At 71.7% G+C, this 24,269-nt stretch carries 18 protein-coding genes; 6 read left to right on the forward strand and 12 right to left on the reverse strand.

Features of this window, described 5'->3' with window-relative positions:
- Positions 1-51: 51 nt before the first annotated feature.
- From GUY61_RS13085 to GUY61_RS13105, 5 genes are all read right to left on the reverse strand, one after another.
- Positions 52-1,086, reverse strand: coding sequence for a LacI family DNA-binding transcriptional regulator (locus tag GUY61_RS13085; protein ID WP_166630293.1), 1,035 nt, complete (start codon positions 1,084-1,086; stop codon positions 52-54).
- 862 nt (positions 1,087-1,948) lie between these two features.
- Positions 1,949-3,601, reverse strand: a complete 1,653-nt coding sequence (locus GUY61_RS13090; protein WP_166630294.1) for a glycoside hydrolase family 13 protein — start codon at positions 3,599-3,601, stop codon at positions 1,949-1,951.
- A gap of 132 nt (positions 3,602-3,733) precedes the next feature.
- A complete protein-coding gene (locus GUY61_RS13095; RefSeq protein ID WP_208105923.1) occupies positions 3,734-4,606 on the reverse strand; it encodes a carbohydrate ABC transporter permease in 873 nt (290 codons plus the stop codon).
- Positions 4,600-5,622 carry a carbohydrate ABC transporter permease gene (locus tag GUY61_RS13100; protein WP_166630296.1) on the reverse strand — a complete coding sequence of 341 codons (1,023 nt, stop codon included), beginning with the start codon at positions 5,620-5,622 and terminating at the stop codon, positions 4,600-4,602. The genes GUY61_RS13095 and GUY61_RS13100 overlap by 7 nt, the downstream gene beginning before the upstream one ends.
- Before the next feature lie 22 nt (positions 5,623-5,644).
- Positions 5,645-6,922 carry an extracellular solute-binding protein gene (locus GUY61_RS13105; protein ID WP_166630297.1) on the reverse strand — a complete coding sequence of 426 codons (1,278 nt, stop codon included), beginning with the start codon at positions 6,920-6,922 and terminating at the stop codon, positions 5,645-5,647.
- A gap of 285 nt (positions 6,923-7,207) precedes the next feature.
- Between GUY61_RS13105 and GUY61_RS13110 the strand changes: the two genes are divergently transcribed.
- From GUY61_RS13110 to GUY61_RS13125, 4 genes are all read left to right on the forward strand, one after another.
- Entirely contained in the window at positions 7,208-8,815 is a 1,608-nt protein-coding gene (locus GUY61_RS13110) for a glycoside hydrolase family 13 protein (RefSeq protein WP_166630298.1), read from the forward strand.
- Between the two features lie 25 nt (positions 8,816-8,840).
- Positions 8,841-9,887 (forward strand): LacI family DNA-binding transcriptional regulator, encoded by a 1,047-nt coding sequence (locus tag GUY61_RS13115; protein ID WP_279576798.1) that lies wholly within the window; start codon positions 8,841-8,843, stop codon positions 9,885-9,887.
- Between the two features lie 75 nt (positions 9,888-9,962).
- Positions 9,963-10,862: a phosphatase PAP2 family protein gene (locus GUY61_RS13120; RefSeq protein ID WP_166630300.1), complete on the forward strand. Its 900-nt coding sequence runs from the start codon at positions 9,963-9,965 to the stop codon at positions 10,860-10,862.
- 98 nt (positions 10,863-10,960) lie between these two features.
- Entirely contained in the window at positions 10,961-11,413 is a 453-nt protein-coding gene (locus GUY61_RS13125) for an SPW repeat protein (RefSeq protein WP_166630301.1), read from the forward strand.
- 13 nt (positions 11,414-11,426) lie between these two features.
- On the opposite strand, the gene GUY61_RS13130 is transcribed toward GUY61_RS13125, so the two are convergent.
- The 3 genes from GUY61_RS13130 to GUY61_RS13140 all read right to left on the reverse strand — a co-directional run bounded on the left by GUY61_RS13130 (position 11,427) and on the right by GUY61_RS13140 (position 16,764).
- Positions 11,427-14,639, reverse strand: coding sequence for a bifunctional [glutamine synthetase] adenylyltransferase/[glutamine synthetase]-adenylyl-L-tyrosine phosphorylase (locus tag GUY61_RS13130; protein WP_313896643.1), 3,213 nt, complete (start codon positions 14,637-14,639; stop codon positions 11,427-11,429).
- A 170-nt stretch (positions 14,640-14,809) separates the two neighbouring features.
- Positions 14,810-15,169: a 5-carboxymethyl-2-hydroxymuconate Delta-isomerase gene (locus tag GUY61_RS13135; protein ID WP_166630302.1), complete on the reverse strand. Its 360-nt coding sequence runs from the start codon at positions 15,167-15,169 to the stop codon at positions 14,810-14,812.
- 233 nt (positions 15,170-15,402) lie between these two features.
- A complete protein-coding gene (locus GUY61_RS13140; RefSeq protein ID WP_166630303.1) occupies positions 15,403-16,764 on the reverse strand; it encodes a glutamine synthetase family protein in 1,362 nt (453 codons plus the stop codon).
- A gap of 276 nt (positions 16,765-17,040) precedes the next feature.
- Between GUY61_RS13140 and GUY61_RS13145 the strand changes: the two genes are divergently transcribed.
- Together GUY61_RS13145 and GUY61_RS13150 are read left to right on the forward strand one after the other, a co-directional pair.
- Entirely contained in the window at positions 17,041-17,463 is a 423-nt protein-coding gene (locus GUY61_RS13145; protein WP_166630304.1) for a CBS domain-containing protein, read from the forward strand.
- 272 nt (positions 17,464-17,735) lie between these two features.
- Positions 17,736-19,490, forward strand: a complete 1,755-nt coding sequence (locus GUY61_RS13150) for an NAD+ synthase (protein WP_166630305.1) — start codon at positions 17,736-17,738, stop codon at positions 19,488-19,490.
- 145 nt (positions 19,491-19,635) lie between these two features.
- Here GUY61_RS13150 and GUY61_RS13155 read toward each other — a convergent pair whose 3' ends face one another.
- The 4 genes from GUY61_RS13155 to GUY61_RS13170 form a co-directional block, all read right to left on the reverse strand.
- Positions 19,636-20,859: an MFS transporter gene (locus GUY61_RS13155; protein WP_166630306.1), complete on the reverse strand. Its 1,224-nt coding sequence runs from the start codon at positions 20,857-20,859 to the stop codon at positions 19,636-19,638.
- A gap of 155 nt (positions 20,860-21,014) precedes the next feature.
- Positions 21,015-22,043, reverse strand: coding sequence for an endonuclease/exonuclease/phosphatase family protein (locus GUY61_RS13160; protein ID WP_166630307.1), 1,029 nt, complete (start codon positions 22,041-22,043; stop codon positions 21,015-21,017).
- A gap of 303 nt (positions 22,044-22,346) precedes the next feature.
- On the reverse strand, positions 22,347-23,102 hold the full coding sequence (locus GUY61_RS13165) for a TetR/AcrR family transcriptional regulator (RefSeq protein WP_208105921.1): 756 nt from the start codon (positions 23,100-23,102) through the stop codon (positions 22,347-22,349).
- 61 nt (positions 23,103-23,163) lie between these two features.
- A partial coding sequence (locus tag GUY61_RS13170; protein ID WP_166630308.1) for an MFS transporter occupies positions 23,164-24,269 on the reverse strand: 1,106 nt, incomplete at its 5' end.

Consider the following 24,269-nt stretch of genomic DNA (forward strand, 5'->3'; position numbering starts at 1 on the left):
CCCGATCCCCGGGCGAGCCCCGGGACCTCCCTCGTCCTCGTGCCGCCGCCCCTACTTACGTGCCTGGGCGGTCGATCCCCTCACCACGAGCTCCGGCTGGAAGACGAACTCCGTGCGCTGCACCGGGTTTCCGCCGATCTCCTCGAGCAGCGCGCCCACGGCAGCTGTCGCCATGGCCTGCACCGGCTGGCGCACGGTGGTGAGCGGCGGATCGGTGAACGCGATCAGCTGCGAGTCGTCGAAGCCCACGACGGACACGTCCTCCGGCACCTTCAGTCCCCGTTCACGGCCGGCCCTGACGACGCCGAGGGCCATCAGGTCGCTGCCGCAGACGATGCCCGTGCACCCCCGGTCGAGCAGCGCCGCGGCCGCCGCGTGGCCGCCCTCGACGTTGAACAGCGTGCGCTGCACCAGTGTTTCGGCCTCCTTACGGGACCGGCCGAGCAGCAGCCCGAGGGCGTCGACGAAGCCCTCCGCCTTGCGCAGCGAGGGCACATAGCGCGCGGGGCCCACGGCCAGGCCGATGCGTTCGTGGCCGAGCGTCACCAGGTGCTGCACCGCCATCCGCATCGCCTCCCGGTCGTCCGGCGAGACGAACGGCGCGCTGATCCGGTCGTTGTAGCCGTTGATGAGGACGAACGGAACGCCGCGGTCCGCGAGTTCGGCGTAGCGCGCCGGATCGGCGGCGGTGTCGGCGTGCAGCCCGGACAGGAAGACGATGCCGTTGACGCCTCGCTCCTCCAACTGCTCCACGAGCTCGTCCTCGGTGGCGCCGCCCGGCATCTGGGTGCACAGCACCGGCGTATAGCCGTGCCCGGCCAGCACCTGCTCTATGACCTGCGCGAACGCGGGGAAGATGGGGTTGGTCAGCTCCGGGATGACCAGCCCGATCAGTCCGGCGCTGCGCCGGCGCAGCCGCGTGGGCCGCTCGTATCCGAGCACGTCGAGGGCCGCCAGCACCCGCTGCCGCGTTCCGCCGGCGACGCCGGGCTTGCCGTTCAGCACCCGGCTGACGGTGGCCTCGCTGACGGACGCCTGGGCCGCGATGTGGGAGAGCCTCGGCACGGCCCTGTCCGCGGCGCTCACCGGGCTCCCCCGCGAGTGCCGGTGCCGTACGCGCCCCGGCCGCCTGCCGTCGCCGTTCCGCCACGTCCCCCGCACGGGCAGGCGGGCCCGCCCGCGCGCGGCCGCACGGGCGGGGTCCCCCGTACGCCGAGGCCCTCCGACCGTGCCGCCGGCACGGCCCGGTGCTCGGCGGCTCCACGAGCCCCGCGGGCGCCGTACGGCGGGGCCGCCTGCCCCTCCGGGGTCACCCGCGCGCAGCCGGCACCGGCCCGGCCACTCGGCCGGGCGGCGGCACCGGCGAGGCGTACGGGCGAGGACGGCCTCGTAGGACCGGCGGCGTACCCGGGGCGGCGGGCCCCGTCCGCCTGCGGACGCACCGCCGGCGACGCGGACGCGCGCCCTGCAGGCGCGGGCGCGGCGCGCCTTTCGCCGCTGCACGGAGCCGGCACTGCGCCTGGAGCAGACGCAGCCGTAACCGCAGCCCAGGCCACCGCCGCCGGCGGGCACGCCCCCACCGGGGGCGGGGTGCGCCGCGGCGACGCTGCGAGACGGTGTCCGGCCGAGAGGCCGGACCGGTACCGGCTCCGCCCGCAAGGCACGGTGACGGCCGGGCGCACCCGCTTCCGGGCGGGCCCGCGGCCGGTCAGCGCCGTGGGGCGATGCCGGACGACGAAGGCGGTGACGGTTACGGGAGGGGCCGCCCGCTGCGGACCGGCGGCCCCGCGCGGACGGGAGTCCGCGTCCGCCCGCGAGCGGGCCACGGCCCCGGAGGGGACGTGGCCCGTGGTGCCCGCGCGGCCGGCCGGCGCCACCGGTGGCGCTGGATCCGCCGGAGGTGCCGCCGGACGTGGCGTGCGGGGTGGGAGAGCGTGCCGCGGGGAGGTCAAACCGCCCACCAGACCGTCGTGTCGGCCGGGATCTCGGCCACGCCGTCCGTGACGGTCGCCGGGCCGCTGGTCAGCAGGGCCACTCCGTACGCGGGGAGCCGTACCGTCTCCCCCGTCGTGTTGGCGGTGCACACGAAGCCGCCCTCACGGCGGAAGGCCAGCACGCCCTCGGGCGCGTCCAGCCACTCCACGTGCGTGCCGGCACCGAGGCCGGGCTGCTCGCGCCGCAGTGCCAGCGCCGAGCGGTACATCTCCAGCGTCGACTCCGGGTCCCCGGTCTGCGCCTCGACGCTCAGGTCACCCCAGTACTCGGGCTGCGGCAGCCAGCTGCCGCCCGCCCCGAAGCCGTACGAGGTCCCCTCGGCCGTCCACGGGATCGGCACCCGGCAGCCGTCGCGGAAGCCGTCCTGGCCGCTGGCCCTGAAGAAGGACGGGTCCTGGCGTGCCTCGTCGGGCAGTTCGGTGACGTCCGGAAGGCCGAGCTCCTCGCCCTGGTAGATGTACGCGGAGCCGGGCAGCGCCAGCATCAGCAGGGTCGCGGCGCGGGCCCGGCGCAGGCCGAGCGCCCGGTCGCCCGGGGTGCGCAACTGGGTGCCGAGACCGGGCGGGTTCGCGAAGCGTGTGGCGTGCCGTGTGACGTCGTGGTTGGAGAGCACCCAGGTCGTGGGCGCGTTCACGGGCCGCATCGCGGCGAGCGAGGAGTCGATGACCTTCCTCAGCCCGTCCGCCTCCCAGTACGTCGACAGGTACTGGAAGTTGAACGCCTGGTGCATCTCGTCGGGGCGCACGTAGTTGGCGGTGCGCTCCACGGTGGGTGTCCAGGCCTCGGCGACCAGGACGCGTTCGCCCTCGTACTCGTCGAGGACCTTGCGCCAGCTGCGGTAGATCTCGTGGACGCCGTCCTGGTCGAAGAACGGCATGACATCGTTGCCCAGCAGCTTCAGCTGGTCGTGACCGCCGATGTCGGGCAGGCCGGGGGCCTTGACCAGGCCGTGGGCGACGTCGACGCGGAAGCCGTCCACGCCCATGTCGAGCCAGAACCGCAGGATGGAGCGGAACTCGTCCTGGACGGCCGGGTGTTCCCAGTTGAAGTCGGGCTGCTCGGGCGCGAAGAGGTGCAGGTACCACTCGCCGTCGGCGACCCGGGTCCAGGCGGGCCCGCCGAAGATGGACTCCCAGTCGTTGGGCGGGAGTTCACCGTCGGTGCCCTTGCCCGGCCGGAAGTGGTAGCGGTCGCGCAGCCGGGAGCCGGGGCCCTCCTCGACGGCCCGCTGGAACCAGTCGTGCCGGTCGGAGGAGTGGTTGGGGACGAGGTCGACGATGACCCGCAGTCCCAGGTCGTGGGCGTCGCGGATCAGCCCGTCGGCATCGTGCAGCGTGCCGAACATCGGATCGATGGCCCGGTAGTCGGCGACGTCGTAGCCGGCGTCGGCCTGCGGCGAGGCGTAGAAGGGGCTGAGCCAGACGGCGTCGGCACCGAGGTCCTTGAGGTACGGCAGCCGGCCGCGTATCCCGTTCAGATCGCCCATGCCGTCGCCGTTGCCGTCGGCGAAGCTCCGCGGATAGACCTGGTAGATCACCGCGTCGCGCCACCAGCCCGTGTCCTTGCCGGTGGTGGGTGTGGCGGGGGCAGCGAGATGCTGGGTCATGTCGTCCCTGGTAGTCGTCGGGTGGGGGGCGGTGCCCGCCCGGTCCGGCCGGAAGCGGACCGGGCCGGCACCGGACGGGCCGGCGCCGCGGTGCGGGTGCGGTGCGGGTGCGCGGAGGGCTGCCCGCGCAGGTCAGCCCTTGACGGCACCGGCGGCGACGCCGGTCACCAGGTGCCGCTGTGCGAAGAGGAAGACGATCGCGGCGGGGATGGCGATGAGCACGGAGGCCGCGGTCATCGGTCCCCACTGGGCGCCGTACTGGTTGACGAACTTCTGCAGTCCTCCGGCGAGCGTGAGGTTCTCGTCGCCGACCATGAAGGCGGAGGCGTACGCGACCTCGCCCCAGGCGGTGATGAAGGAGTAGAAGGCCGTCACGGCGATGCCCGGACGGGCCAGCGGCAGGATCAGCCGCCAGAAGGTGCCGAACGGATTGAGGCCGTCGACCTGTCCGGACTCGTCGATCTCGCGCGGAATGGTGTCGAAGAAGCCCTTCATCATCCAGGCGCAGAACGGCACCGCGATGGTGAGGTACGTGATCACCAGTCCGGCGGGCTCGTTGAGCAGCCCCAGGCTGGACATGATGTTGTAGATCGGCACGATGAGGACCGCGACCGGGAACATCTGGGTGATCAGCAGCGTCCACATCAGTCCGCGCTTGCCGGGGAAGCGGAAGCGGCTGACGGCGTAGCCGGTGGTGGCGGCGACCATGACGCCGAGGACGGTGGTCAGGCCGGCGACGAGCAGCGAGTTGCCGAACCAGGTGAGGAACTCGGTGTCCTCGACCAGGTTCGAGTAGTTCTCGAAGGTGGTCTCCTTGACGAAGTCCGTGGTGGTCGCGTACTCCGCCGGCTTGATGGAGGTCAGGAAGACCCACAGCACCGGGAAGACGGCGATCACGGACGTGACGAGGAGGGTGGCGTGCAGGCCGAAGGAGGCCAGCGGGGAGCGGTGGCCGCGGCCCCTGACCTTCCCGGGCCTGGTCGTGGTGGTTGCGGTCGTCACCAGACTTCTCCCTGCTTGCGGAGGACGCGCTGGTAGATGGCGGCGAAGACCATCAGGAGGATCAGGATCAGGACGCCCCAGGTGGAGGACTGCGCGAAGTCGCGGGGGCTGATCTCGAAGGAGAACTTGTACGCCTGGGTGACGAGGATCTGGGTGGCCTCGCCCGGTCCGCCCCGGGTGAGCAGGAAGATCACCGGGAACATGTTGAAGGTCCAGATGGTCGACAGCAGCACCACGGTGGTGGAGACCGACCGCAGGCCGGGCATGGTGATGTGCCGGAAGCGCTGCCAGGCGCTCGCGCCGTCCATCTCGGCGGCCTCGTACAGCTCGCCGGGTATGGACTGCAGCCCGCCGAGGAGGGCGACCATCATGAACGGCACGCCGAGCCAGACGTTCACGGCGATGACCGAGAACTTGGCCCAGGTGGGGTCGTTCAGCCAGGGCACGGCGTCCAGGCCGCCGCCCGCGAGGATCTTGTTGAGGAGGCCGTTCTTCTCGTTGTAGAGGAAGCGCCAGGCGAAGACCGAGACGAAGCCCGGGACCGCCCAGGGCAGGATCAGCATCATCCGGTAGACGCCGCGGCCCGCGATCCTGCGGTTGAGCATGTTGGCGAGGCCGAGCCCGAGGGTGAACGTGATGGAGACGCAGGCCACGGTCCACACCAGGGTCCAGCCGAGCGTGGCGAGGAACTTGTCGCCGGTGATCGCCGCCGTGTAGTTGTCCAGTCCCACGAACTCGTACGTGGCGGGGAGGTGGTTGACGCCGATGGAGCGCTCGACGTTGCGTTCGTTGGCGTCGGTCAGCGACAGGTAGATGCCGCGGACCAGCGGGTAGCCGATGATCACACCGATCACGATCACCACGGGGGCCACCATGGACCAGGCGTACCAGTGGGTGCCGGCGGAGCGGCGCCTGCCGCGCGGCGACGGGCTCGTATGACCGGTTCCGCGGCTCCGGCCGCGGGCGACGTCGTCGCCCGCGGCCTTCGCCACCGACCGGCTGCTGCTGTCCACAGCCATCGTCAGTCGGCCTGCCTTCCTGTTACTTCCAGCCCTTGAGGAGCGAGCGGTACTCCTTGCCGACGGCCTTGGCACCCTTGTCCGGGGTGGTCTGGCCGGTCAGGACCTTGGTGTACTCGGTGACCAGCGGGGCGAACAGGCTGCCGGTCTCGGGGATCCACGGGCGCTCGACGGCCTTGTCGACGACCGGCTTGAAGAAGCCGACGATGTCGTTCCCGGCGACGGCCGGCTCGGAGTAGACGGCGTTGCGGGTCGGGAGCAGGCTCAGCTCCTCGGCGACCTTGGCCTGGGCCTTGGCGGAGGTCATGTACTCCACGAAGGCGTAGGAGGCGTCGAGGTTCTTGGAACCGGCGTAGACGGCGAGGTTGTGGCCGCCCTGCGGGGCGCCCTGGCCGGCGGATCCGGCCGGGACCGGAGCGATGCCCAGATTCGCCTTGTCCTTGAACTCCTTGCCGGCGTAGGTGTCGGCGACGGCCCAGGGGCCGTTGATCATCATGGCGACCTTGCCGTCCTTGAAGGCCGTCTGCATGTTGTTCCAGCCGTCGGTGGCGTCGGTCTCGGCGGCACCGGAGTCGACCAGGTCCTTGACGACCTCCATGGCCTTCACGCCGGCGGCGTCGTCGACGGTGACGGTCTTGTTCTCGGCGTCGACCAGGTCACCGCCCTCGCCGTAGAGGAAGGACAGGAACCAGTAGGCGTCGTCGCCGCGCAGGTACAGGCCGGTCTTGCCGGTCTTCTTCTTGATCTTCGCCGAGACGGTCTTCAGCTCGTCGACGGTCGTCGGGACCTCGACGCCCGCCTCCTTGAAGATCTTCTGGTTGTAGAAGATGCCCATGGAGTCGATGACCTGGGGCACGGCGTAGGTCTTGCCGTCGTACTTGGTGGAGGCGGCGGCCTGCTCGATGAAGTCCTTCTCGTCCTTCAGGGCGGCGGTGCCGTCGAGCGGGGCGAGGTAGCCGAGGTCGGCGAACTCCGGGGTCCAGGCGACCTCGGAGCGGATCACGTCCGGGGCTCCGGAGCCGGACTGCGCGGCGTTCTTGAACTTGTTCTGCGCCTCGCCGAAGGGAACGTTGACGTACTTGACGTCGACCTTCGGGTGCTCCTTCTCGAAGCCCTCCGCGAGCGCCTTGAAGACCTTGTCCTCACTGCCGACCGTGGAGGTGTCCCACCAGGTCACGGTGCCGGAGAGCTCGCCGCCGGCGCTCTTGTTGCCGCTGCTGTCCTCGTCGTCTCCGCCGCACGCCGTTGCCGCGAGCGCCATCGTCGCGACCAGTGCGGTGGCCGCTATGCCACGTCGCATGTGAACTCCTTCAGGGGGTGCCGCTCCATCACGGCGCCGGGTCGTCGAGGAACGTAACAAGGATGAAAGACGACCGAAAGACCTTGCGAAGAATTTCTGCAAGGAGGAGTGATCGTTACATTCGCGTGTCCTCGAAGTTGCCGTATAGGCCCTTGTCAGACTGGCGTGAGGCGCGCCACAGAGCCTGAGTGCGCCCCTGCAAGCCCTACCGCAAGCCCTTGCAGGACTGTTACCGTCCATCGACACCTGTCCGGTTCGTCCGATCTGCTGAGAGGGCAAGAAGACATGACCCAGGAGCTGACCTCGGCAACCCCCGTCGGTGCGACGACGGGCTGGTGGCGCGACGCCGTCATCTACCAGGTGTACGTGCGTTCCTTCGCCGACAGCGACGGCGACGGCATCGGGGACCTGCGCGGCATCCGCGCCCGGCTGCCGTACCTCGCGGACCTGGGCGCCGACGCGGTCTGGATCACGCCCTTCTTCGCCTCCCCGCAGGCCGACGGCGGGTACGACGTCAGCGACTACCGGGCGGTGGACCCGCTGTTCGGTGAGCTCTCCGACGCCGACGACCTGGTGCGCGAGGCGCACCGGCTCGGACTGCGGGTGATCGTGGACATCGTCCCCAACCACACCTCCGACCGGCACGTCTGGTTCCAGGAGGCCCTCCGCGGCGGGGCCCCGGCCAGGGCGCGCTACCACTTCCGCCGCGGCCGGGGCGCACACGGCGAGCTGCCGCCGAACGACTGGGAGTCCGTCTTCGGCGGCCCGGCCTGGACCCGGGTCCCCGACGGCGAGTGGTACATGCACCTGTTCGCGCCCGAGCAGCCCGACCTCAACTGGGAGCACCCGGAGGTCCGCGAGGAGTTCGAGTCGATCCTGCGCTTCTGGCTGGACCTGGGGGTGGACGGGTTCCGTATCGACGTCGCGCACGGCATGATCAAGGCGGACGGGCTGCCCGACATCGGCGCGCGTGAGCAGGCCAAGCTGATCGGCTCCCAGGTCCTGCCCTTCTTCGACCAGGACGGCGTGCACGAGATCCACCGCTCCTGGCGGCGCCTGCTCGACTCCTACGACGGACAGCGCATCGGCGTCGCCGAGGCGTGGGCGCCGTCGGCCGACCGGCTGGCGCTCTACGTCCGCCCCGACGAGCTGCACCAGGCCTTCAACTTCCACTTCCTGCAGTGCCCCTGGGACGCGGACCGGATGCGGGAGGTCGTCGACGCCTCGCTCGCCGCGACCGGCTCCGTCGGCGCCCCGGCCACCTGGGTGCTGTCCAACCACGACGTCGTACGGCACGCGACCCGCTACGGCGAAGGGGAAACGGGCCTGCGCCGGGCGCGGGCGGCGGCGCTGCTGATGCTGGCGCTGCCCGGCTCCGCGTACATCTACCAGGGCGAGGAACTCGGTCTGCCGGAGGTCACCGACCTGCCGGACGAGGTGCGCCAGGACCCGTCCTTCTTCCGCGCGAACGGGCAGGAGGGCTTCCGCGACGGCTGCCGGGTGCCGATCCCGTGGACCTCGGACGGATCGTCGTACGGGTTCGGGCCGGCCGGCAGCTGGCTGCCGCAGCCGGCGCACTGGGGCGCGCTGAGCGTCGAGGCGCAGACCGGCGATCCCGCGTCCACACTGGAGCTGTACCGCACGGCACTGGCCGTACGGCGCGAGCAGCCCGGCCTCGGGGACGGGCCCATGGCCTGGCTGGCGGCCCCGGAGGGCGTGCTGTCGTTCTCCCGGCGCGGTTTCGTCTGCGTGCTGAACACGAATGGAGCAGCCATGGAGCTTCCCGTTCCCGGCCGGGCACTGCTGTCCTCGGCACCACTGGAGTTCCCCGCGGGATCCGCGCGGGACACGGTGCGTATTCCGCCCGACTGCTGTTCGTGGTGGGCAATCTGACATGCGACCGGTACAGTCCAAACCCATGACCGCTCGGCTCGCCGACATCGCAGCCCAGGCGGGGGTCAGTGAAGCCACAGTCAGCCGGGTGCTCAACGGCAAGCCGGGGGTGGCGGCGGCCACCCGCGAATCAGTGCTGGCCGCACTCGACGTGCTCGGCTACGAACGCCCCGTGCGGCTGCGCCAGCGCAGCGCGGGCCTGGTCGGACTGATCACCCCCGAACTGGAGAACCCCATCTTCCCGGCGCTGGCGCAGGTCATCGGCCAGGGGCTGACCAGGCAGGGGTACACGCCGGTGCTGGCCACCCAGACCCCCGGCGGGTCCACGGAGGACGAGCTGACGGAGATGCTGGTGGAGCGCAGCGTCTCCGGCATCATCTTCGTCTCCGGCCTGCACGCGGACACCACGGCGGACATGACGCGCTACGACAAGCTGCGCGGCCAGGGCGTGCCCTTCGTCCTGGTCGACGGCTTCTCGCCAAAGGTGCAGGCCCCGTTCATCTCCCCGGACGACCGGGCGGCGATGCGGCTCGCCGTGACCCATCTGATATCCCTCGGCCACACCAGGATCGGACTGGCCCTGGGACCGAAGCGCTTCGTGCCCGTGGTCCGCAAGATCGAGGGCTTCGTCCGCGCCATGCAGGACCACTTCGGGCTGACGCCCGAGCAGATCGAGTCGGAGTTCGTCCAGCACTCGCTCTACACCCTGGAGGGCGGCCAGGCCGCGACCTCCGCGCTGCTGGACCGGGGCTGCACGGCCATCGTGTGCGCCAGCGACATGATGGCGCTGGGCGCCATCCGCGCCGCCCGGCAGCGCGGCCTGAGCGTGCCCCGCGAGGTCTCGGTGGTCGGCTTCGACGATTCACCGCTCATAGCCTTCACCGATCCGCCGCTCACGACCATCCGCAAGCCGGTCACCGCGATGGGCCAGGCCGCCGTGCGGGCCCTGCTGGAGGAGATCGGGGGCACCCCAGCCCCGCACAGCGAGTTCGTGTTCATGCCCGAGCTGGTGGTACGGGGCTCCACCGCTTCCGTCCCCGTGCGGGAACCCGGGGTCACGGCTCGTTCATAGGGCGTAGACAATGCGCTGAGAACCCGACCGGAGGATGATCGATGGTAGGGGCCGAATCTGGCAGACTTTCACACTATGGGTGAAGCGACAGTGAAGACTTTGGACGGCCGGGAGGCCCCCCCGTCACCCATCGTGGACGCGGCGGAGAGCCCCGACGAGAAGCCGTCGCGCCCGGAGAGGCTTCACCGGCTGCGCACCCCGCGCCATCCGCGCCTGTGGTTCGAGATCCTGCTGATCGCGGTCAGTTACTGGCTGTACTCCCTGGTCCGCAACGCCGTCCCGGAGCAGCGGGTGGAGGCCCTCCGCAACGCCGACTGGATCTGGGAGGCGGAGCACCGGCTCGGCATCGCCGTCGAGGAAACGGTCAACCACGCCGTCAACTCGGTGACATGGCTGATCGTCGGCATGAACTACTACTACGCGACGCTTCACTTCGTGGTCACCATCGGTGTGCTCGTCTGGCTCTACCGCCGGCACCCGGGCCGTTACGCGCCGGCGAGGCTGGTCCTCTTCGCGACCACCGGCATCGCCCTGCTCGGCTACTACCTGTATCCGCTCGCCCCGCCCCGGCTGATGAGCGGGCGGGAGTTCGTCGACACCGTCCTGGTCCACCAGACCTGGGGGTCGATGGCCTCCGGCGACCTGAAGAACATGTCGAACCAGTACGCCGCGATGCCCTCCATGCACATCGGCTGGTCGGTGTGGTGCGGCATCGTCATCGCCCTTCTGGCAACGGCTCCCTGGGCGAAGATCCTGAGCCTGCTCTACCCCGCGACGACGCTGGTCGTGATCGTCGCCACCGCCAACCACTTCTGGCTGGACGCGGTGGGGGGCGTGCTCTGCCTCGCCTTCGGCTTCGCGCTCTCGTACGCCTGGTACGGCACCTCGCCGCACCGGCTGCCGCGGCACGCGCCCCGTACCGGCGAGGGGACCGGGTCCGTGCCCCGGCTGCTGCGCGCCTTGAGAAATCGGTAGAAGCCGCCAGATCTTCCCTTTGAACGGGACAAAGCGCACAATGCAAGTGCGGGCCGATCAGCCTGTCCGCCCGCATTGACGCGAAGGAGGCGATTCGCATGGCCGACGTCTCTCGCCGCCGGAGTGACCTTGCGACCCACCCCGACATGCCCGAGATGAGAGAGCGGTATGCGCGGCTGCTCCAGGGACGGGACGTGGTCTTCGTCGACGGGCCGGTGCTCGTCGCGGGCCTGTACTGCGCCATCTCCCCCTGGGTCGTCCACTTCTCCGGGCAGAGCCCCGACCTCATGATCAACAACCTGATCATCGGTCTCGCCGTCGCCGTGATCGGCTTCGGCCTCGCCCAGACCCCCGCCCGGATGTACGGGCTGAGCGGCGCCCTGGCCATGCTGGGAGCCTGGCTGATCGTCTCGCCGTGGGTGGTCACCGACGGCCCCGACGCCGGAATGATCTGGAACAACGTCGTCGTCGGCGCCATCACCTGCCTGCTGGGGCTCTTCGCGGCCGCGATGCTCGCGCGGACCGACCGGACCGGCACCACCGCCGGCTGAGAAGAGGGGCGCCTCAGGAGGTCCCGTAGAACAACTCCTCGACGACTGCCCGCGCGCGACGCGTCGTGCGCCGGTAGTCGTCGAGCATTTCCCCGCTGCTTCCGATCTCATATCCGAGATACCGACCGACGGCCGCGACTTCCCGGCTGTCGCCGGGGAAAGTATCGCCCGCCCGGCCCCGCACCAGCATCACCGCGTTGCGCACCCGGGTCGCCAGCACCCACGCCTCGTCGAGGACCGCTGCCTCCTCCTCGCCGAGCAGCCCGGCTCCGGTGGCCGCGGCCAGCGCTTTTCTCGTACGGGTGGTGCGCAGCCCCGGCACGGCATGGGCGTGCCGCATCTGGAGCAGTTGCACCGTCCACTCCACGTCACTGAGCCCGCCGCGGCCCAGTTTGGTGTGCAGGGTCGGGTCGGCGCCGCGCGGCAGCCGCTCTGACTCCATCCGCGCCTTGAGTCGCCTTATCTCACGTACGGCGTCGTCGCCGAGCTCCGCCGGGTAGCGCAGCGGGTCGATCAGTTCGATGAACCGCTCCCCCAGTTCCGCGTCGCCCGCCACCGGCTCGGCGCGCAGCAGCGCCTGGCTCTCCCAGACCAGCGACCAGCGCCGGTAGTACGCCTCGTACGACTTCAGGGTGCGCACCAGGGGGCCCGACTTGCCCTCGGGCCGCAGGTCGGCGTCGATGAGCAGGGGCGGGTCGCTGGAGGGCAGCTGGAGCAGTCTGCGCATCTCGGCGACGACGGTGTTGGCGGCGCGGGCCGCCTCCTGTTCGTCGGCGCCCTCGCGCGGCTCGTGGACGAACAGGACGTCGGCGTCGGAGCCGTAGCCGAGCTCGTGCCCGCCGAAGCGGCCCATGCCGATCACGGCGAAACGGGTGGGGAGGGTGTCTCCCCAGTGCTCCCTGACCACCGCGCGCAGGGCGGCGGAGATGGTCGCGGCGGTCAGGTCGCTGATGGCGTCCCCGACCTGGTCGACGAGCGCGCCGGGGTCGAGGGACGCCGGCCCCTCCCCCGCCGCGGAGCCGGCCGCGACGCCGCCCGGGGAGACTCCGGCGGGGCGGCCGGAGCGGCCCGCCGTCCTGCCCGCGGCGGTGCCCTGGGCGCCGTTCGAGGAGGCGGGCGGCGCGCCCCGGCCCTGCGTCCGCCCGAAGGCCCCGGCCGGCCCGCCCTGGGTCCGCTCGGCCGTGCCGGCGGGCCGCGACTCCTCGGCGGCGGGCCAGCCCTCCTGCGGCCCGTAGGCGGCGATCAGTTCGGCCGCTGCCGTACGGAACAGCTCGCGCCGCCGGATGGCACGGGCGGCCGTGACCGCCTGCCCGGCGCCCTCCGCGCGGCCCACGGCGGCCTGCGCCTCCTGCTCCAGGTGCTGCCGGGTGCGCGGCCGCAGACCCTCCGGGTCACCGAGGATGGCGACGGCCTCGGGGGCGCGCAGCAGCAGGTCGGGGGCGAGGCGGCCGGCGGAGAGCACCCGGGCGAGGTTCTCGGCCGCCGCCCCCTCGTCCCGCAGCAGCCGCAGGTACCACGGGGTCTTGCCCAGCGCGTCCGAGACCTTGCGGAAGCCGAGCAGCCCCGCGTCCGGGTCGGCGGAGTCGGCGAACCAGCCGAGCAGGACGGGCAGCAGGGTCCGCTGGATCGCCGCCTTGCGGCTGACGCCCGAGGTGAGCGCCTCGAGATGGCGCAGCGCGGACGCCGGATCGGCGTACCCGAGGGCCTGGAGGCGCTGGACGGCCGCCTCGGGACTGAGCCGCACCTCCTCCTGGGAGAGATCGGCGACGGCCTCGAGCAGCGGCCGGTAGAAGATCTTCTCGTGCAGCCGGCGGACGACGGAGGTGTGCCGCTTCCACTCCCGGGTGAGCTCGGCGACCGGGTCGGTGCGCAGCCCCAGCGAGCGGCCCAGCCTGCGCAGGTCCGCCTCGTCCTCGGGCACCAGATGGGTGCGGCGCAGCCGGTGCAGCTGGATGCGGTGCTCCATGCTGCGCAGGAAGCGGTACGCGTCGTTCAGCTGGGCGGCGTCGGCCCGGCCAACGTAGCCACCGCCGGCGAGCGCGTGCAGGGCGTCGAGGGTGGTCGCGCTGTGCAGGGAGGCGTCGCCGCGCCCGTGGACCAGCTGCAGCAGTTGGACGGCGAACTCGACGTCGCGCAGGCCGCCGGGGCCGAGCTTCAGCTCGCGCTCGACCTGGGCGGCCGGGATGTTGGCGATGACGCGGCGGCGCATCCGCTGCACGTCGGGGACGAAGTTCTCGCGCTCGGTCGCGTGCCACACCATGGGGGCGAGGGCGGCGGTGTACTCGGTGCCGAGCTCCAGGTCGCCCGCCACCGCCCTGGCCTTCAGCAGCGCCTGGAACTCCCAGGTCTTGGCCCAGCGGTGGTAGTACGCGATGTGGCTGGACAGGGTCCGCACCAGGGGGCCGTTCCTGCCCTCGGGGCGCAGGTTGGCGTCCACCGGCCAGATGGTGCCCTCGGCGGTCGTTGCGGAGCAGATCCGCATCATGTGCGAGGCGAGCCGGGTGGCGGCCTGGAGTGCCTTGGCCTCGTCGGCGCCGTCGACGGGCTCACCGACGAAGATGACGTCCACGTCGGAGACGTAGTTCAGTTCGTGGCCGCCGCACTTGCCCATGGCGATGACCGCGAGCCTGCACTGCGCGGCATCCGCGGGCGCCTCGGCCCGGGCGATGCGCAGCGCGGCGCGCAGCGTGGCGGTGGCGAGGTCGGCGAGTTCGGCGGCGGTCTGCGCGACGTCGGTGGTCCCGCACACGTCGCGGGCGGCGATGGACAGCAGGCACCTGCGGTACCCGACCCTGAGCGTGTCCGGGTCCACCGCCTCGGCGAGCCCGCGCTCGAACTCCTCCACCCCGGGGTGCAGGTCGGCCGGCTCGTACACGGCCAGCGCCCGCCAGTCGCGCGGATGCCGGGCCAGGTGGTCGCCGAGCGCCTCCGAGGTGCCCAGCACGCCGAGCAGCCGGTCCCGCAGCGGTTTCGCGCTGATCAGCGTGGACAGCAGCTCGCCGCGTTCGCCGGGCGGCTGCGCCTCCACCAGGCGCACCAGCCCGCGCAGCGCCAGGTCCGGGTCGGCCGTGGCGCCGAGCCCGTCGAACAGCACCGGATCGCTGCGTACGGGGCCGAGTTCGGGCACCTCGAGGAGTCGTTCGGCGGCCGTGGGATCCGTGAATCCGTGCCGCACCAGCCGCGTGAACGTACTGCTCCTGCGCCCGCCGCCGCCTTCCAGCACCACCGATCCGCCTCTCGGGTCCGTCTTGATCCGCCCCCGGACGAGCCTAACCCGCGCGGCCGTGGGCCGGTACGTGCGCGCCGTGCGTGGGGAAGCTGCGCGCCCTGCGTGGGGAAGCTGCGCGCCGGGGCTCTTCCGGCCGGCCGCGCCGGCGGCCGCCGCCTCCGGGCGTCTCAGACCTTGTGCGCGCGGTAGCTGTCGCGGTCCATGTCCCGCACCTCGACCGAGAAGTGCGTCCGGACGCCGGGGACCTCCGCGACGTGCTTGCGGACGAGGTCCAGGACGGCCTCCGACAGCGCGGCCTTCTGCTCCGGCGTGCGGCCGGAGAGGATCGCCAGCTGGATCAGCACGGCGGCGATGTCCCGCTCGCCCGCCCCGAGGTACGACTCCTCGATGCGGTGGAAGCGGGTCTTGAAGGCGGCCGTGGTGGCGTCGATGAGCGGCGGCACGGTGGCGTGCAGGTCCCGGGCGAAGCCCTGGCGGTCGAAGGCGGGGGCGAGTTCCTCGGAGTACTCGACGCGTACGAGCGGCATGGGAGGTCCTTCCGGGCGGGTGCGGGCGGCGACCACCGTAACCGTCCACGCGCACGGTGGCGGGGCCCGGCCTGGTGGGCGCCTCTCGTCCCCGGCCGCCCGACGGGTGCATGACCCGGCCGGCCGGACGGACGGCGAACTGCGGCGGGACGGCGGCGATCCGCTCCGGCGGTGGTCGCCGCCGCGGATCGCCGCCGTCCCGGGCGACGCCGCCGGGGTCCCGCGTCCCGCTGCTACAGCACCGGCAGGTTCTTGCGCAGCTCGAAGGCCGTGACCTCGGAGCGGTACTCCTCCCACTCCTGCTTCTTGTTGCGCAGGAAGAAGTCGAAGACGTGCTCGCCGAGGGTCTCCGCGACCAGTTCGCTGCGCTCCATCAGGGAGATCGCCTCACCGAGGTTCTGCGGCAGCGGCTCGATGCCGAGGGAGCGGCGCTCGGAGTCGGTGAGCGCCCACACGTCGTCCTCGGCGCCCGGCGGGAGTTCGTAGCCCTCCTCGATGCCCTTGAGGCCGGCGGCCAGGAGGACGGCGTAGGCGAGGTACGGGTTGGCACCGGAGTCGATCGAGCGGACCTCGATGCGGGTGGAGCCGGTCTTGCCCGGCTTGTAGAGCGGGACGCGCACCAGGGCGGAGCGGTTGTTGTGGCCCCAGCAGATGTACGACGGGGCCTCGCCGCCCGCGCCCGCGGCGCGCGAGGAGCCGCCCCAGATGCGCTTGTAGGAGTTGACCCACTGGTTGGTCACGGCTGAGATCTCGCCGGCGTGCCGCAGCAGGCCCGCGATGAAGGACCGGCCCACCTTGGACAGCTGGTACTCCGAGCCCGACTCGTGGAAGGCGTTCCGGTCCCCCTCGAAGAGGGAGAGGTGGGTGTGCATGCCCGAGCCGGGGAATTCCGAGAACGGCTTGGGCATGAAGGTCGCCTGCACGCCCTGCTCCAGCGCCACCTGCTTCATGACGAGGCGGAACGTCATGATGTTGTCGGCGGTGGACAGCGCGTCGGCGTACCGCAGGTCGATCTCCTGCTGGCCGGGGGCGCCCTCGTGGTGGCTGAACTCGACCGAGATGCCCATCGACTCGAGCATGGTGATCGCCTGGCGGCGGAAGTCCATGCCGACGTTCTGCGGGGTGTGGTCGAAGTACCCGGAGTTGTCCGCCGGGGTGGGCCGCGAACCGTCGACCGGCTTGTCCTTCAGGAGGAAGAACTCGATCTCGGGGTGGGTGTAGAAGGTGAACCCGAGGTCGGAGGTCTTGGACAGCGTCCTCTTGAGGACGTAGCGGGGGTCCGCGAAGGAGGGGGAACCGTCCGGCATCAGGATGTCGCAGAACATCCGGGCTGTGCCGGGGGCCTCGGCGCGCCACGGCAGGATCTGGAAGGTGCCGGGGTCCGGCTTCGCGATCATGTCGGATTCGTATACACGCGCGAATCCCTCGATCGCCGAGCCGTCGAAACCAATGCCCTCGTCGAAGGCCTGCTCCAGCTCGGCGGGAGCCACCGCGACCGACTTGAGGAAGCCGAGCACGTCGGTGAACCACAGGCGCACGAACCGGATGTCGCGCTCCTCGAGCGTACGGAGCACGAACTCCTGCTGCTTATCCATAGTTCCCTATCCTCGCAGGTCAGTCGGGCTGTGCACGATCACCGGGGCACATCTGGCGGACTAAGGGGGCTCATCAGTATCACCTGGCGGCGTTACCGGCGCGTTTCGGACCCCGGAGCACCGCCTCCACGCACCTGCCGCCATTGTGGAACACGGGAGGCCGTCGGTTCCCCAGCGGGTGCGCACCGGGAAGGCCCGGACGAGAATGAAGCCGTCCGGCAGTGCAGTCTCTTGCCCGAGGGCCCGTACCGGGAGCCCTCGCCGAGGAGGTACGCGATGACGACCGCCGAAGACATCATGCACCCCGGGGCCCACTGGATCCCCTCCCACGAGACCCTGGACCGTGCCGCGCAGCTGATGCGCGAACTGGACGTCGGCGCCCTGCCGATCAGCGACCAGAACGAACGGCTCTGCGGCATCATCACCGACCGCGACATCGTGGTCGGCTGCGTGGCCATGGGCCACGACCCGTCCAAGGTGACCTGCGGCGAAATGGCCAAGGGCACGCCGCGCTGGATCAACGCGGACGCCGACGTGACCGACGTACTGCGGGAGATGCAGGGCCACCAGATCCGCAGGCTTCCGGTCATCAAGGACAAGCGGCTGGTCGGCATGATCAGCGAGGCCGACCTGGCGCACCACCTGTCCAAGGACCAGCTCGCGAGCTGGGCGGACAAGGTGTACGCCACACAGAAGTAGACCCCGCGGAAGCGGCACCCGCGGCGGTTGCGCCCCAGCCCGCGCCGGGCCCGGAGGGCCGGGGCCACGGCCTCCCGGGGCCCTGCCGACGCCTCCGGCCGAACGAAGGCCGGGGGCGCCGGTCCCGGACGCGGTCCGTCGGGGCCGTGCCCGCCGGGACCGGTCCGGGGGTCCGGAGCCGTCCGGGCGGGCAGGCACCGAACCGGGGGGGACCACCGTGGATCGCGTCACCACCCCTCAGATTGCGTCAGAGAGACGATTACACTGGGCGGGTGCCTCAACTTCGCCTCGCTCTGAATCAGATCGACTCGACCGTCGGTGATCTCACCGCCAACTCCGAGTCGATCGTGCACTGGACCCGGCACAGCGCCGAGCAGGGCGCCCACCTGGTGGCGTTCCCCGAAATGGTGCTGACCGGCTACCCCGTCGAGGACCTGGCCCTGCGCTCGTCCTTCGTCGAGGCGTCCCGGGCGGCGCTGCGCGCGCTCGCCGCACGCCTGGACGCGGAGGGCCTCGGGCGGATCCCGGTGATCGTCGGCTATCTCGACCGCTCCGAGAAGGCGCGCGCCCGCTTCGGCCAGCCCGCCGGAGCCCCGCAGAACGCCGCGGCGGTGCTGCACGGCGGCGAGGTCGTGCTGGCCTTCGCCAAGCACCACCTGCCGAACTACGGCGTCTTCGACGAGTTCCGCTACTTCGTGCCGGGCGACACCATGCCCGTCATCCGCGTGCACGGCGTCGACGTCGCGCTCGCCATCTGCGAGGACCTGTGGCAGGACGGCGGCCGGGTCCCGGCCGCGCGCAGCGCGAAGGCCGGGCTGCTGATCTCCGTCAACGCCTCTCCCTACGAGCGCGACAAGGACGACACCCGGCTCGAACTCGTGCGCAAGCGGGCCCAGGAGGCCGGCTGCACGACGGCGTACCTCGCGATGATCGGCGGCCAGGACGAACTGGTCTTCGACGGTGACTCGATCGTCGTCGACAGCCGGGGCGAGGTCGTCGCCCGCGCCCCGCAGTTCTCCGAGGGCACCGTCGTACTGGACCTCGACCTCCCGGCCGCGAGCCCGCACCCGCCGTCCGGGGTCGTCGACGACGGCCTTCGCATCGAGCGCGTCGTACTGTCCGAGGAGCCGCTCCCGCCGTACGAGCCCGAGCTGAGCGGCGGCTACGCCGAGCGGCTGGACGACGCCGAGGAGGTCTACTCCGCCCTGGTGGTGGGCCTGCGCGCCTACGTCGCGAAGAACGGCTTCCGGTCCGTGCTGATCGGCCTGTCCGGCGGCATCGACTCGGCTCTCACCGCCGCCATCGCCTGCGACGCGCTTGGCGCGCAGAACGTGTACGGCGTGTCGATGCCCTCGAAGTACTCCTCCGAGCACTCCAGGGGCGATGCCGCGGAGCTGGCCAGGCGCACGGGGCTGAACTTCCGCACGGTCCCGATCGAGCCGATGTTCGACGCGTACATGGAGTCGCTGGGACTGACCGGGCTCGCGGAGGAGAACCTCCAGTCGCGGCTTCGCGGCACGCTGCTGATGGCCCTGTCCAACCAGGAGGGGCACATCGTGCTGGCCCCGGGCAACAAGTCCGAGCTGGCCGTGGGTTATTCGACGCTGTACGGCGACTCGGTGGGCGCCTACGGGCCGATCAAGGACGTCTACAAGACGACGGTCTTCGAGCTGGCGAAGTGGCGCAACCGGGCGGCCGGGGAGCGCGGCCAGACCCCGCCCATTCCGGAGAACTCCATCGTCAAGCCGCCGAGCGCGGAGCTGCGCCCCGACCAGGTCGACACGGACTCACTGCCGGACTACGACGTGCTGGACCGGGTGCTGGAGCTGTACGTGGACCGTGACCAGGGCCGGGACGCGATCGTGGCGGCCGGGTACGAGCCGGAGCTGGTGGCGCGGATCCTGCGGATGGTCGACGCGGCGGAGTACAAGCGGCGGCAGTACCCGCCGGGCACGAAGATCTCCGCGAAGGGGTTCGGCAAGGACCGGCGGCTGCCGATCACGAACCGCTGGCGCGAACACTCCTGACCGCGCCCGCGCAACGGGAAGGGGGCCGCACCTCGTGGCCCCCTTTGCGCGGCGGGCGGACCGGAGGACGAGTAGCCGAGGGGCCTGTCCCTCGCGGCCCCGGTCCTCGACCGCCCCGACGGGCCCGGTCGCCGGACGGGCCCGGTCAGGCGACGGGAGCGGCCGCGGGCTCCGAGCCCTCCTCGGCCGCGGCCGAGGAGGCGACGACCCGGGACGCCGACGGCTCCGCGGAGCGTTCCAGCAGACCCGCGAGTGCGGCGACGGCCAGGCCCACGACGGCCAGAGCCGCACCGACCAGGGTCGGGGAGGTCCAGCCCCAGCCCGCGGCGATCGCGGTGCCGCCGGCCCACGCCCCGCCCGCGTTGGCGAGGTTGAACGCGGAGTGGCTGGAGGCGGAGGCCAGGGTCGGGGCGTGCCGCGCCTTCCGCATGATGAGCATCTGCAGCGGTGTGGTGGTCATGAAGCCGACCGCGCCCAGCACGACGACCGTGACCAGCGCCGCCCACTTCACGTGGACGGTGAGGTCGAAGACGACCAGGACGACGGCGAGCGCCGCCAGGGAGCCGTACAGCGTGGGCCGCAGCGCCCGGTCGGTCAGCGGTCCGGCGGCCAGCGCGCCCAGGGTCATGCCGATGCCGAAGAGCGCCAGCACGAAGGTCACGGAGGTCTCGGCGAGGCCGGTGACCTCGGTCATCATCGAGGCGAGGTAGCTGTAGACGGCGAAGACCCCGGCGAAGCCGAAGACGGCGGTCAGCAGGCCGAGCCACACCTGCGGGTGGCGCAGGGCGCCCAGTTCGCGGCGCAGGCTCTGCCCGCCGTCCGCGGGCAGGGCCGGGACCAGCCGGGCGAGGGCGGCCATCGAGAGCAGGCCGATCGCGGCGACGACGAGGAAGGTGGCGCGCCAGCCCAGGCTCTGACCGAGCAGGGTGGCGGCGGGCACGCCGACGATGTTGGCGACGGTGAGGCCGAGGAACATGGTGGCGACGGCGCGTGCCTGGCGGCCCTCGCGCACCAGGCGGGCGGCGACGACCGCGCCCACGCCGAAGAAGGCCCCGTGCGGGAGTCCGGCGAGCACCCGGCCCGCGAGGAGGGTCGTGAAGCCGGGGGCGAGGGCGGAGGCCAGGTTGCCGACGGTGAACAGCGCCATCAGCAGCAGGAGCATCCGCCTGCGCGGAATTCCGGAGCCCAGTGCGGTGAGCAGCGGGGCGCCGATGACGACGCCGATGGCGTACGCGGAGACCAGGTGGCCGGCGGTGGGGACGGAGGTGCCGAGGTCGTCCGCGACGTTGGGCAGCAGGCCCATCATCACGAATTCCGTCGTACCGATGCCGAACGACGCGATGGCCAGCGCGAGGAGCGCCAGTGGCATGGGAGACCTTTCGGGGCTGCGAGGTGTTCCTCGGTAAGTTCCTTAGCGGAACAAAGTCTCTCACGCCTTCTGTTCCACGGCGTATGCCGCGGCGTGAACACCGGGTGTCGCCCCCGTCTTTTCGCGCCGCCGCGCGCGGGGCCCTCCTGCCCCGCCTACCAGGTGACCCGCGCCGCGACCGGCAGGTGGTCGCTGCCCGTCGCGGGCAGTGTCCAGGAGGACACCGGCTCCAGTTCCTTCACCAGGATCTGGTCGATCCGCGCCATCGGGAACGAGGCGGGCCAGCTGAAGCCGAACCCGTCGCCCGCCGCACCCTGCGTGGAGCGCATCTGCGAGGTCACCGGCGACAGCGCGCGGTCGTTCATGGTGCCGTTCAGGTCGCCGAGCAGCACGATCCGCTCCAGACTCTCGCGCGCGATGGCGTGCCCGAGGGCGTCGGCGCTGTCGTCGCGCTGGCCTGCGGTGAATCCCGCGTCCATCTTGACCCGTACCGATGGCAGGTGCGCCACGTAGACCCTGACCGCGCCCGCCGGGGTGGTGACGGTGGCCCGCATCGCGCGGACCCAGCCGAGCTTGATGTCCACCGGCTCGGAGTCGCTGATGGGGAACTTGCTCCAGAGGCCGACCGTGCCCTGCACCGAGTGGTACTTGTACGTGCCGGCCATCGCCTTCTCGTACGCGGGGACCGCGCTCTCGGTCAGTTCCTCCAGCGCCACGACGTCCGCGCCCGAGGCCGCCACGTCGGCCGCGGTGTCCTCCGGGTCGGGGTTCTCCGCGTTGACGTTGTGCGTGGCGACGGTGAGTTCGCCCCCGGCCTCCCCGGCGGCCTTCTCTGTGAGCAGTCCGCCGAACAGGTTCAGCCAGACGATCAGCGGCAGCAGCAGGGCGATCAGCGCAGTCGCCGAGCGCCGCAGCAGCCCGAGGGCGAGCAGCACCGGTACGCCGACGCCCAGCCAGGGCAGGAAGGTCTCCATCAGACTGCCCAGGTTTCCGACCGAGTTGGGGATCTGCGCGTGCAGCATCATCAACAGGGCCAGCAGCACGGCGAACACGGCGAGGACGATGCCCCTGCGCCACAGGCCGCGGTCTCTGCGCAGGCGTTGCAGAAGGCGCCGGGCACGGGATCCGGACTGCTCCGGCCCCGAGGTTCCACTCCCCGTCTCCGTCATGTACGCCTGCGTCATACCGCTTTCCTCACTGCCTGGTTCACCGGCCTCGCCCCGTGGCGGCGTGCCCGTGTGCCGTCCCGGACGCCTTCCGGCGGCCGGGTGTCCGGAGGTCGCCCCCCGGGGACAGCACAGCACGCGCGCTGTCACCCGCCACAAGACACTAGGCGATTCACAGCTTTCCGTACCGCCCCTCGGGGGCGGCACTGATTCGACGACGAGGAGAGTGCGCCGGAGGGTTCCATTTGTGCCGGACCGGGGCGGGCCTGTGACAGAACAGGCACACTCCGGCCGGAGCCCGGCACGGGTCTCCCGCCGGGTTCACGCCGACGGGCGCAGTCCGGCGAGGAGCGCGTCGACCAGCGTCTCCGACAGCCCCTCGTCGAGGGAGGAGTCGGTGCGCAGGAGAGTGCGGGTGAGCATGGGACCTGCGAGGATGTCACCGAGCAGCTCGACGGTGAGGTCGCCCCGGAGTTCGCCGTCCGCGATACCGCGCCGCAGCACGGCGTCCATGCGATGGCGGCGGACGTCCACGACCGTGCGGTGGTACTGCTCCCAGAGCCTTGGATAGCGCCGTGCCTGGCCGACGACGCTGTGCATCATCGCGGAACTCCGCTTGGCCAGACCCCGGCGGCGGATCCCCTCGAGTATGGCGACGAGGTCGTCCCGTACGGAGGTACCGGGCAGCGGCGGCTCGGGTTCCTCCATCGCCACCAGCACGTCGACGAAAAGGGCCTCCTTGCCCTCCCAGCGCCGGTAGATGGTCGCCTTGCCGACGCCCGCGGCGCGGGCGATGCCCTCGATCGACAGCTCCGCGAGCGGCACGCCCTCCTCGAGGAGCCGCAGCACGCTCTCGATGATGGCCCGCTCCACGGTTTCGCTGCGCGGCCTGCCCCGCCCCGGGCGGACGGGCACCGCGGCGGCCTCGCCCGGGAGCCCGGGGCCGGCCGCACGCTCCCCGCTCCGGGCGGACGCGGGGACCCGCCCGGACGCGGGGACCCGGGCGGACGCGGGGACCCGGGCGGCGGCCGGGTCGGGGGTGGTCCTCGGGGCAGCCGACGCACCGAGCGATGGCATGTGGTTCCGCCTCCTCATTTCACTGGTGTGCGGTCATTCTCCCGTGACCGCGGCGCGGGGATCAGCCAGGGTGGCCGGCCCGGTCCGTGAGGGCCGCACGCGGCGGCCCCCCGGGCTCCTCCGGTGCGCGGCCCGGCATGAACCGGGCCACGACGACGACCCCCGTCAGGGCGATTGCGGCCGCGACCCAGGCCGTGATGTGCATGGCGTGCAGGAACGCCTCGTCGGCGGGACCCACCAGGGCACGGCCCGCGGCACCGAGGCGTTCCGCGGCGCCCAGCGTCGCCTCGATGGACTCGCCCGCCTCGTGACGTACGGACGGGGGCAGGACGCCCAGCTCGCCCTTGATGCCGTCGCGGTAGGCGGCGGACAGCACCGAGCCCAGCACGGCCACTCCCATCGCCCCGCCCACCTGCCGGAAGGTGTTGTTGATCGCCGACCCGGAGCCCGCCTTCTGCCGTGGCAGGGTCTGCATGATCGAGACGGTGACCGGGGGCATGATGTTCGCCATCCCGACGCCCTGGGAGAAGAACACCACCTCCAGCGCCCACAGCGGCGTGTCCGCCTCGAAGAAGGCGAACGCGGCCAGGCCGCCCGCGACCAGGGTCATGCCCGCGGCACACGTGGTGCGCGCGCCGAACCGGTCGACGACGAGCCTGGCCTGGGGCGCGAAGACCATCTGGGCGACGGCCAGCGGCAGAATGAGCAGTCCGGCCTCCAGGGCGCTGAAGCCGCGCACGCTCTGCAGGTAGAAGGCCGAGAAGAAGGTGACGCCCATCAGGGCGAAGAAGACCAGCGCTATCGCGGCGACGGCCGCGGCGAACGCGGGCTCCTTGAAGTAGCCGACGTCCAGCGCGGGATGGTCGCTGCGGCGCTCGAACCAGACGAACCCGGCGAGGACCAGCAGCCCGCCTGCGATCGGCAGCAGCACGGTCGGGGCGGTGAAGTCCGCGAGTTCGCCGCCCCTGATGATCCCGTACACCAGCAGGACGAGCCCGATGACGGACAGCACGACGCCCAGGGGATCGGTCCGGCCGGGCCGCGGGTCCCTGGAGTCGGGCACCAGGACGACCATCGCGGCCAGCGCGATCAGCACGACCGGCACATTGACGAGGAAGACCGAGCCCCACCAGAAGTGCCCGAGCAGCAGCCCGCCCGTGATCGGTC

The sequence above is a fragment of the Streptomyces sp. GC420 genome (assembly GCF_009916105.1).
Classification (GTDB): domain Bacteria; phylum Actinomycetota; class Actinomycetes; order Streptomycetales; family Streptomycetaceae; genus Streptomyces.